Here is a 5,512-nt window from a genome sequence, read left to right as displayed (position 1 = left end):
GTTGACGTCGGCGAAGCGCACCTTGTCGCCGGTGACGCCGACGCCCTCGGCCACGCGGCCCCACTCGCCCCAGCCGCCGCGGCCGTCGCCGCCGTTGTTGATCCAGACGTTGACGGCGCTGTTGTCGTCGACCACGACGTAGTCGGCCTTGCCGTCACCGTTGAAGTCGACCCGGTAGTCGCCCAGCGGCGTGCGACGACGGCTGTCGACCGTCTGCCGGACCCAGCCGGCCAGGTCGTCGGTGCGGGTGTCGACGGCGCCCGTACGGGTCTCCTTGGCGTCGGTGCCCAGGCAGCCGCCGCGCCACGCCCGGCTGTTGACGCCCACCAGCTCGATGCGGCCGCCGGCCTCCCGGAACGCCGGGCCGCCGCTGTCGCCCTGGCACACCGCCGCGCCGGCGGACTTGCCGGTGAGGCCCAGGGACGTGGCGTTCACCGTGCCGACGGCGAAGGCCGCGGTGTGCAGGGCGTTGGGCACCCACTCGTCCTTGGTGCGCCCGTAGCCGGTCTTGCGCAGCTCCTCGCCCGGCGCCGGGGCCGTGGTGGCGAGGGCGACGGGGGTGACGCCGGTGACCGGGCGGGCCAGCTTGGCCATCACCAGGTCGCGGTCCTCGCGCGGCACGAGCTCGACCACGTCCACGACGCTGCCGGTGTTCTGCGCCAGGTCCGTGCGGCCGATGGTGGCCGTCGTCCTCAGCGCGGGAGCACCTGCGGCGATCTTCGCGTCCCGGGCGGCGGGCTCGGCGAAGCAGCTGGCGGAGGTGATCAGCCATTGCCGCTCCACCAGGGCGGCCGAGCAGCTGCGCTTGCCGCCGATGTCCAGCTTCGCGGTGAACGCGTACGAGTCCTTGGCGGCCGTCTCCCCGACGATCGCGTTCGCGGGGGAGGCGGTCAGCAGGCCCGCCGTGACCGCGGTCGCGAGGAGCCCGGTCACCCACGCCGCGCGCGGACGTCCAGCAGTCATGTGCCTTTTTCTTTCTGCTCGGGAATTCACTGCACGGTCAAAGCCCCGGGAGAGGGAATGACGAAATGGCGCCCGGAGAGCGCATGATCGACTTCGGGGTGCAGCGAGAACGTATCACCTGGTCGGCCGAGGGTGCCGAGGATGTGGCGGCGTAATACGGAATGCGGAATTCCGGCTTCCGTAAAATGGGTGGGAGGCGAACACCACGCCGGGAAGGCGGGCTCGCATTGATCGAAGTAAGTGACAATGGGCGCCTCGGTGGCACCACAAAGCCGCAGAGCCGGAATGGCCGCCGCAATGGCGGCCCTGACACAGAGTCACGGAACGAAGATGCGCGCAACCCCCTCCCGCCGCGGTATCGCCGCCCGCCTGGCCGTGCCCGTCGTGGCGACCGCCCTCATGACGGTCCCCGCGGCCGCCGCGACGGCCGTCGTCGCGGCACCGGCCGCGTACGCCGCGGGCGCCACCCCCGCCGACCAGCAGAACTGGAAGGTGCCGCGGCTCGCGGTGATGCCGCTGGGCGACTCCATCACCCTCGGCGCCGGCAGCTCCACCGGCAACGGCTACCGCGCCGACCTCCGCAACCGGCTCGTCCCGCACGCCGGAAACCTGCAATTCGTGGGTTCCGTACGGTCCCAGGGCGCGGATCACGAAGGGCATTCCGGCTGGCAGATCGGCGACTTGTCCGAGAACATCGAACGGTGGCTCCCCGCCGCCCGCCCCAACGTGGTGCTGCTGAATATCGGCACCAACGATATGGACCGGAACACCGATGCCGAGGCGGCCCCCGCCCGGCTCGGCGCACTGATCGACCGCATCACTTCCGCGGCCCCCCACATGACCGTCCTCGTCTCTTCCCTGGTGCCCACGCGCGACGCCGCGGGACAAAAGCGCGTCGAGAAGTTCAATGCCGCCGTGCCCCGGCTGGTCGCCGAACGCCGTGAAAAGGGCCTGAACGTCGGCTTCGTGGACATGGGAGCGGTCACCGCCGCGGACCTCACCGACAAGCTCCACCCCAATGACGCCGGCTTCACCAAAATGGCCGACGCCTTCTACGGGGGCATCGCCCGGGCCGCCGCCGACGGCTGGATCCGCGAACAGGTCGACATCAGGCCCGCCCCGCCCCGCGCCGTCACCCTGGGTGACTACCGGGTGGACGTGGACGGCGACGGCAAGGCCGACTACCTCGTGGTGGACGAGGACGGCGCCGTCCGGGCCTGGGTGAACAAGGGCGGTGACGGCCGGGGCGGCTGGAGCGACTACGGGCGGATCGCCGCCGGTGTCGGGGTGGGCGGCGACAAGGTGCGCTTCGCCGACGTCGACGGTGACGGCAAGGCCGACTACCTCGCGCTCGACGAGAACGGCGGCGTCCGGGCCTGGATCAACCAGGGCGGCGACGGCCGCGGCGGCTGGAACGGCTGGGGCCGCATCGCCGAGGGCGTCGGCGTCCCCGCCTCCCAGGTGCGCTTCGCCGATGTCAACGGCGACGGCAAGGCCGACTATCTCGCCGTCGACGAGAACGGCGGCGTCCGGGCCTGGATCAACCGGGGCGGCGACGGCCGCGGCGGCTGGAGCGACTACGGGCGGATCGCCGCCGGTGTCGGGGTGGGCGGCGACAAGGTGCGCTTCGCCGACGTCAACGGCGACCGCAAGGCCGACTACCTCGCCGTCGACGACGGCGGCGCCGTCCGCGTCTGGATCAACGACGGCGGCGACGGCCGCGGCGGCTGGAACGGCTGGGGCCGCATCGCCGAGGGCGTCGGCGTCCCCGCCTCCCAGGTGCGCTTCGCCGATGTCAACGGCGACGGCAAGGCCGACTATCTCGCCGTCGACGAGAACGGCGGCGTCCGGGCCTGGATCAACCGGGGCGGCGACGGCCGCGGCGGCTGGAGCGACTACGGGCGGATCGCCGCCGGTGTCGGGGTGGGCGGCGACAAGGTGCGCTTCGCCGACGTCAACGGCGACCGCAAGGCCGACTACCTCGCCGTCGACGACGGCGGCGCCGTCCGCGTCTGGATCAACGACGGCGGCGACGGCCACGGCGGCTGGACCGGCTGGGGCCGCATCGCCGAGGGCGTCGGCGTCCCCGCCTCCCAGGTGCGCTTCGCCGACCTCGACGGCGACGGCAAGGCCGACTACACCGTCGTGGACGACGGAGGCGCCGTGCGGGCCTGGATCAATCAGGGCGGCGACGGCCGCGGCGGCTGGAACGCCCGGGGCCGCATCGCCGAGGGCGCGGGACGCGGCTCCGCCGTCCGCATCTGACACGTGCCCGCCGGGCGGCCCTGCGAGGGCCGCCCGGCGGAGGCGGCCCGGGCCTGAGTCCGGGCCCCCGCCCGGGCGTGGGATCCTGGAAGCAGTCCCACGAGCAAGGAGCGGCATGGCAGCCAACCTGGTCAATCTGGAAGCCGTCGAGAAGGTGTACGGCACGCGTGCGCTGCTCGACGGCATCTCCCTCGGCGTGAACGAGGGCGACCGGATCGGCGTGGTCGGCCGCAACGGTGACGGCAAGACCACCCTCATCCGCATCCTCGCCAAGCTGGAGGAGGCCGACAAGGGCCGCGTCACCCACGCCGGCCACGTGCGGCTCGGCGTCCTCACCCAGCACGACTCCCTCGACCCGGCCGCCACCGTGCGGCACGAGGTCATCGGGGACATGGCGGACCACGAGTGGGCGGGCAACGCCAAGATCCGCGACGTGCTCACCGGGCTGTTCGGCGGGCTCGACCTGCCGGCCTTCCCGCAGGGCCTGGACACCGTCATCGGCCCGCTCTCCGGCGGCGAGCGCCGCCGCATCGCGCTCGCCAAGCTGCTGATCGCGGACCAGGACATGATCGTCCTGGACGAGCCCACCAACCACCTCGACGTGGAGGGCATCTCCTGGCTGGCGGGCCACCTGCAGGCCCGCCGCTCCGCGCTGGTGTGCGTCACCCACGACCGGTGGTTCCTCGACCAGGTCTGCACCCGCATGTGGGACGTGCAGCGCGGAGCGGTCCACGAGTACGAGGGCGGCTACAGCGACTACGTCTTCGCGCGCGCCGAGCGGGAGCGGATCGCCGCCACCGAGGAGGCCAAGCGCCAGAACCTGATGCGCAAGGAGCTCGCCTGGCTGCGCCGCGGCGCCCCGGCGCGCACCAGCAAGCCCCGCTTCCGCATCGAGGCGGCCAACGAGCTCATCGCGGACGTCCCGCCGCCGCGCGACAGCTCCGAGCTGATGAAGTTCGCCAGCTCCCGCCTGGGCCGGACCGTCTTCGACCTGGAGAACGTCACCGTCCAGGCCGGCCCCAAGGCGCTCATCGAGCACCTGACGTGGCAGCTCGGCCCCGGCGACCGCATCGGCCTCGTCGGCGTCAACGGCGCGGGCAAGACCTCGCTGCTGCGCACCCTCGCCGAAGCGGCGCGCACCGACGGCGAGAAGCAGCCCGTGGCGGGCAAGGTCGTCGTCGGCAAGACCGTCAAACTGGCCTACCTCTCGCAGGAGGTCGCCGAACTCGACCCCACCAAGCGCGTCCTGGAGGCCGTGCAGCAGGTCCGCGACCGCGTCGACCTCGGCAAGGGCCGGGAGATGACGGCGGGGCAGCTGTGCGAGAAGTTCGGCTTCACCAAGGAGAAGCAGTGGACGCCGGTCGGCGACCTCTCCGGCGGTGAGCGGCGACGACTGCAGATCCTGCGGCTGCTGATGGACGAGCCCAACGTCCTCTTCCTCGACGAGCCGACGAACGACCTCGACATCGAGACGCTGACGCAGCTGGAGGACCTCCTCGACGGCTGGCCCGGCTCGATGATCGTCATCAGCCACGACCGGTACTTCGTCGAGCGCACCACCGACCGCGTCTTCGCGCTGCTCGGCGACCGCGCCCTGCGGATGCTGCCGCGCGGCCTGGACGAGTACCTGGAGCGCCGTCAGCGCGTCATCGAGGCAGCCGCCCCGGCCGCCCCCGCCGCGTCCCCGGCCGCCGCCAAGGCGAAGCCGGCCGCGGACGCCCGGGCCGCGAAGAAGGAACTGCAGAAGATCGAGCGCCGCCTCGACCGCATCAGCGAGCAGGAGGCCAAGCTGCACGCGCGCATCGCCGAGCAGGCCACCGACTTCGAGGCCGTCGCCAAGCTGGACGCCGAACTGCGCGAACTGGCCGCCGAGCGCGAGGAGCTGGAGATGCGCTGGCTCGAACTGGCCGAGGACGCCTGACGGTTCGTCAGGCCCGTCAGGGCGCAACAGTCTCGTCACGGGCCGGTCTCAGGTGGTGGATACCTCCGAGATCGGCCCGTGGGCTGTCGGCGGCGGGTGGTAGAAAGAACACCCGCTCGGCTGCCGCACAGTGGCCGGAATTATGCGGTTCGAGCCCTTGCAAGCCCTGGACCCGCGCGTAAAGAGGAAAGCGATGTCACAGCCGCCCCAGCCACCCCAACCGCCGCAGGGTCCGCCGGCCCAGCCGGGCGGAGGCTTCGGCGCGCCACAGGACCCGCCCCCCGGTTTCGGCGCGCCGCCGCCCGCCCAGCCGCCCGCCGGGCCCGCGGGCGCCCCCGCCTACGGCTACCCCCAGGCCCCGCC

The 5,512-nt window shown here is 72.7% G+C and carries 3 protein-coding genes; 2 read left to right on the top strand and 1 reads right to left on the bottom strand.

Features of this window, described 5'->3' with window-relative positions; all coding sequences use genetic code 11:
* Positions 1 to 963, bottom strand: a 963-nt coding sequence (locus LE181_RS31330; protein ID WP_225664950.1) for a trypsin-like serine protease, incomplete at its 3' end; no start/stop codon positions are given.
* Positions 964 to 1,293: 330 nt separating this feature from the next.
* On the opposite strand from LE181_RS31330, the gene LE181_RS31325 reads away from it, so the two are divergent.
* Both LE181_RS31325 and LE181_RS31320 read left to right on the top strand, forming a co-directional pair.
* On the top strand, positions 1,294 to 3,228 hold the full coding sequence (locus LE181_RS31325; protein WP_225664948.1) for an FG-GAP-like repeat-containing protein: 1,935 nt from the start codon (positions 1,294 to 1,296) through the stop codon (positions 3,226 to 3,228).
* Between the two features lie 115 nt (positions 3,229 to 3,343).
* On the top strand, positions 3,344 to 5,149 hold the full coding sequence (locus LE181_RS31320; RefSeq protein ID WP_225664946.1) for an ABC-F family ATP-binding cassette domain-containing protein: 1,806 nt from the start codon (positions 3,344 to 3,346) through the stop codon (positions 5,147 to 5,149).
* The last annotated feature ends 363 nt before the right edge of the window (positions 5,150 to 5,512 follow it).

Source organism: Streptomyces sichuanensis (assembly GCF_020328095.1).
In the GTDB taxonomy this organism is placed as follows: Bacteria; Actinomycetota; Actinomycetes; order Streptomycetales; family Streptomycetaceae; genus Streptomyces; species Streptomyces cinnamoneus.
The sequence above is the reverse complement of the archived record's forward strand: the minus strand, read 5'-3'. Positions and strand labels throughout refer to the sequence as shown.

Bases quoted from the DNA above. Each gene is read 5' to 3' on its own strand.
- LE181_RS31325 (WP_225664948.1), top strand. From the start codon at position 1,294: ATGCGCGCAACCCCCTCCCGCCGCGGTATCGCCGCCCGCCTGGCCGTG.
- LE181_RS31320 (WP_225664946.1), top strand. From the start codon at position 3,344: ATGGCAGCCAACCTGGTCAATCTGGAAGCCGTCGAGAAGGTGTACGGC.